The organism is Limnohabitans sp. DM1 (assembly GCF_001269385.1).
In the GTDB taxonomy this organism is placed as follows: Bacteria; Pseudomonadota; Gammaproteobacteria; order Burkholderiales; family Burkholderiaceae_C; genus Limnohabitans_A.
This window is the reverse complement of the sequence record NZ_CXOO01000092.1, coordinates 1-4,869: the sequence shown is the minus strand read 5'-3', so window position 1 is coordinate 4,869 and position 4,869 is coordinate 1. Positions and strand designations below refer to the sequence as shown.

Here is a 4,869-nt window from a genome sequence, read left to right as displayed (position 1 = left end):
CTGTGTGACTGGAGTTCAGACGTGCTCTTCCGATCTGCTGGTGTTGCCCACGGCGTCGGTGGAGACCACGCTGACGGTGCCTGAGGTGATGGCCTGGGTGGGTGTGGCGCGCCAGGTGCCGTCGGCGGCGACGGTGGCGGTGAGCACTTCGCCGGTGACGGGCGGGGTGGCTGAAGGGGCACCAGGCATCGTGATGCGCAGGGTATCGCCGGGGTTGCCGGTGCCACTCAAGGTGGGTGTGCTGTCGTTGGTGAGGGTGTCGCCCAGACTGCCGCTGTTGCTGGCGTCATCGAGTTGCAGGGTGAAGCTGGGGGCGAGGGTGTCCAGGCTGTAGTTGCTGCTTTGGGCCGTCAGGCCGGTGTTGCCTGCCAGGTCGGTGTAGGTGGCCAGGACTTTGACCACGTTGGTGGTGTCTTCGATGGCGGCAGTCGGGGTGAGGGTGGCGGTCCAGGTCAGGCCCCCGTCGGTGCTGGCCAATTGGCTGAGCACGGCGTTGTCGGCGCTCAGGTCGGCCAGGTCAAAGGCGGTGACTTTTTCTGAGAAGGTCAGGGTGACTTGGGCGGTTTCGCCGGCTTTGAGGCTGGGTTTGTCCAGCAGCACGCTCAGCACGGTGGGCACGGTCGTGTCCACACTGTAGGCGTGGGCCACGGTGGTGGTGCCGCTGTTGCCTGCGGTATCCACGCCGCTCACGCGCACATCTACGCTGCGGTCGGCATCGCTGAGCAAGTCGGTGGTGAGCACGTCGATGCTGTAGTTGCCAAAGGCATCGACGGTGCCGCTGTAAGTCTGGTTGTTCAAGCCCAGCGTGACGATGTCGCCCGCCTGGGTGAGCGTGCTCTTGCCTGTGAGCAGGGTTTGGGTGCTGGCTGCATCCAGCGGGCCTAAGGCATCGTCGCCGGTGATCGGGTCCAGGCTCACCGTGGGGGTGGCCGCTGTGGTGTCGAGCGTGAAGCTGAGCGCATTCGAGGTGGCGACATTGCCCGCCGCGTCCGTGGCGCGCACGCTGACGGTGTTGGCGCCTTCAGCGGCAGCAAAGGTGCTCGTCCAAGACGTGCCGTTGGTGCTGTATTCAAGGGTGGCGCCTGCTTCGGCGCTCACGCTGAGCGTGCCGTCTCGGCTGATCTTGTCGGTGCTGCTGGCGCCGCTGTCGCACACCAGGCTGAGCGTGGGCGTGGCGATGCTGCTGTCCACCACCAGCGCCAGGGTCTGGGCGCTGCTGACATTGCCTGCGGCGTCGCTGGCGGTGATGCTCACGTTGCCGCTGACGATGGCCAGCGTGGGCGTGACGCTCCAGCTGCCATTGGCGGCCACGGTGGCGCTCAGCACTTCGCCGGTGCCGGGCATGGTGACCTGGATGGTGTTTCCTGCCGTGCCGGTGCCGCTGATGGTGGGCGTGCTGTCGTTGGTCAGCAAGTCGCTCAGGCTGCCGCTGTTGCTGGCATCGTCCAGCTTGGCCGTGAAAGCGGCCACTTGCGTGTTCAGGCTGAAGCTCAAAGGCGCAGAGGTGGCCACATTGCCCGCCGCGTCGGTGGCGCGCACGGTGACCGTGTTGGCGCCTTCGACTGCTGCAAAAGTGGTCGCCCAGGTCGTGCCATCGGTGCTGTATTCGAGGGTGGCACCCGTTTCGGCATTCGCGCTGATGGCGCCGTTGCGGGTGATGGCATCCACAGCGCGGGTGCCGCTGTCGCAGACCAAGGTCAGCGTGGGCGTGGCGATGGTTTTGTCCAGCGTAAAGCCCAGGCTGCTGGCCGGGCCTGCATTGCCTGCGGCGTCCAGTGCACGCACTTTGACGGTGTTGTTGCCCTCGGCTGCTGCAAAGGTGCTGGCTCAGCTGCTGCCGTCCGTGCTGTATTGCAGCGTAGCGCCAGCTTCGGCAGTGACGCTGAGTGCGCCGTTGCTGCTGATGAGGTCGGTGGCGCTGGTGCCGCTGTCGCAGATCAGGGTGACGACCGGTGCGCCAGGCGCGGTGGTGTCCAGGGTGAAGTTGAAGTCGGTGATGGCGCCCACATTGCCAGCGGCATCGGTCACGCGGACCTTGACCGCGTTGTTGCCTTCGGCGGCCACAAAGGTGCTGGCCCAGACGACGCCGTTGGTGCTGTATTCGATGAGTCCACCGGCTTCGGGGCTGGACAGGCTCAGGGTGCCGTTGTTGCTGACTTTGTCGGTGGCTGCGCCAGTGGCTGTGCCGCTGTCGCAGAACAGGCCCACCGTGGGTGCAACTGGGGCGCTGCTGTCGAGCGTGAAGCTCAGGCTGCTGCTGGTGCTGACATTGCCTGCCGCGTCGGTGACGCGGGCCATGACGGTGTTGGCGCCTTCGGCCGCTGCAAAGGTGCTGGCCCAGGTGCTGCCGTTGGTGCTGAATTCGAGGGTGGCACCGGCTTCGGCGGCCACGCTGATGGCGCCGTTGTTGCTGAGTTTGTCCGTGGCACTGCTGCCGCTGTCGCAGATCAGGGTGATGACGGGCGCGGTGGGCGCTGTGCTGTCGAGGGTGAAGCTGAAGTCTTGCGTGCGCTGGTTGCCAGCGGCATCGCTCACGCGGACCTTGACGCTGTTGAGGCCTTCGCTGGCGGCATAGGTGCTGGCCCAGACGGTGCCCGTCGTGCTGTTGTTATTGCTGTACTCGATGACTGCACCAGCTTCGGCGCCAGTGACTACCAAAGCCGGGGCTTTGCTGACGCTGTCAGCGCCAGAAGCGCCGCTGTCCGACACCAAGGCCACAATGAAGGCGGGTGTTTGGTTGTCGAGGGTGAAGCTCAAAGGCGCAGAGATGGCCACATTGCCCGCCGCGTCAGTAGCCCGCACGCTGACCGTGTTGACGCCTTCGGTGGCTGCAAAGGTGGTCGTCCAAGCAGTGCCGTCGGTGCTGTATTCGAGCGAGCTGCCACCGTCGGCGCTCACGCTGAGCGTGCCGTCTTGGCTGATCTTGTCGGTGCTGCTGGCGCCGCTGTCGCACACCAGGCTGAGCGTGGGCGTGGCGATGCTGCTGTCCACCACCAGCGCCAGGGTCTGGGCGCTGCTGACATTGCCTGCGGCGTCGCTGGCGGTGATGCTCACATTGCCACTGACGATGGCCAGGGTGGGCGTGACGCTCCAGCTGCCGTTGGCGGCCACGGTGGCGCTCATCACTTCGCCGGTGCCGGGCATGGTGACTGCAACCGTGTCACCGGCCGTGCCGGTGCCGCTGATCGTGGGCGTGGCGTCGTTGGTCAGCAAGTCGCTCAGGCTGCCGCTGTTGCTGGTGTCGTCGAGCTTGGCCGTGAAAACCGGGGCTTGCGTGTCGATGGCGTAAGTGGCTGTGGCGCCACTGCCGGTGTTGCCGGATTCGTCGGTGTAGCTGTTGGCCAGTGTCAGGGTGTTGCTGGCGGCCGTGCTTTGATCGGCTGGCGTGAAGGTGGCGGTCCAGCTCAGGCCGTCGGCGCTGGGCGTGAAATCGCCCAAGCTGCCGTTGGGCGCGCTCACGTCCGAGCGGCTGAAGCCCAGCACTTTTTCACTGAAGGTGATGGTGACGGTGGCCGTTTCGCCCATTTTCAAGGCGCTGTCGCTGAGCGCGATGGTGGCGCTCGGTGCCTTCAGGTCCATCACGTAATTGGCACTCTGCGCACTGGCACCTTGGTTGCCCGCCACATCGGTGTAGCTGTTGAGCAGGCTCACGGTGTTGGTGGCATCGGCCACGCCGGGTGTGGGGGTGAAGGTGCCCACCCAGGTCTTGCCGCCGTCGGTGCTGCTCAGGGCGCTGAGCGTGCCGTTGTCCACCGTCACATCGCTGTTGTCAAAGCCGGTGACTTTCTCGCTGAAGGTGATCGTGACTTGCGCCGTGTCGGCCGCCAGGAAGTTGCTCTTGCTCAGGGCCATGGTGGCTGTGGGGCCTTGCGTGTCCACGGCGTAGTTGCTGCTGGCGACCACGCCCCCGGCGTTGCCTGCCAGGTCGCTGTAGCCTGCGGCGTTGACGCTCAGGGTGTTGGTGGCGTCTTCCACATTGCTGGCGGCGGTGAAGGTGCCCACCCAGGTCTTGCCCCCATCGCTGCTGGACAAGGGGCTGAGGCTGCCGCTTTCCACGGTGACATCGGCGTTGCTGAAGTCCTTGACGGCCTCGCTGAAGCTGATGGTGACGGTGGCGCTTTGGCCTGCGGTGAAGCTGCTGACGGCGGCGCCGTTGCTGCCTGTGAGGGTCAGCGTGGCGCTGGGCAGCTGGGTGTCGATTTGGTAATTGCCGCTGGTGCCTGCCTCGCCGGGGTTGCCCAGGGCGTCGGTGTAAGCGGCGGCCAGCGTGATGAGGTTGGCGGCCGAGGTGATGTTGGCCGTGGGGGTGTACGTGGCCGTCCAGGTCTTGCCACCGTCGGCACTCGTCAAGGTGCCCAGGCTGCCGTTGGCCACAGTGACATCGCTGTTGCCAAAGCCTTGCACCGGCTCGTTGAAGCTGATGGTGAGCGTGGTGCTGTCGCCAGCTTTGAGGTTTTCATGGGCCAGCTTGATGATGGCCGCAGGCGCCAGGGTGTCCAGGGCGTAGTTGCCGCTTTGCGCAGCAGCGCCGGTGTTGCCAGCCAGGTCGGTGTAGGTGGCCAGTACCTTGACCACGTTGGTGGCGTCTTCGATGGAGGCCGTGGGCGTGAGCTTGGCGCTCCAGGTGAGGCCGCCGTCGGTGGTGGCCAGATTGCTCAGCACACCGTTGTCGGCGCTCAGATCGCTCAAGTCAAAGGCGTTGACTTTTTCCGAGAAGGTGAGGGTCACACTGGCGGTTTCACCGAGCTTGAGGCTGCTCTTGTCCAGCACGATGCTTTGCACCGTGGGGGCGGTGGCGTCCACGCTGTAGCTGCGTGCGGCGGAGGCCGTGGCGCTGTTGCCAGCGGCATCGGTGGCCAGCAGCTGGGC

1 protein-coding gene is annotated in these 4,869 nt (G+C 65.7%); it reads right to left on the bottom strand.

Annotation, left to right across the window (positions count from 1 at the left end; all coding sequences use genetic code 11):
- Positions 1 to 1,827 precede the first annotated feature (1,827 nt).
- Positions 1,828 to 4,869: Ig-like domain-containing protein (locus tag AMM33_RS21640; RefSeq protein WP_228768309.1), on the bottom strand; the 3,042-nt coding region annotated here is incomplete at its 5' end.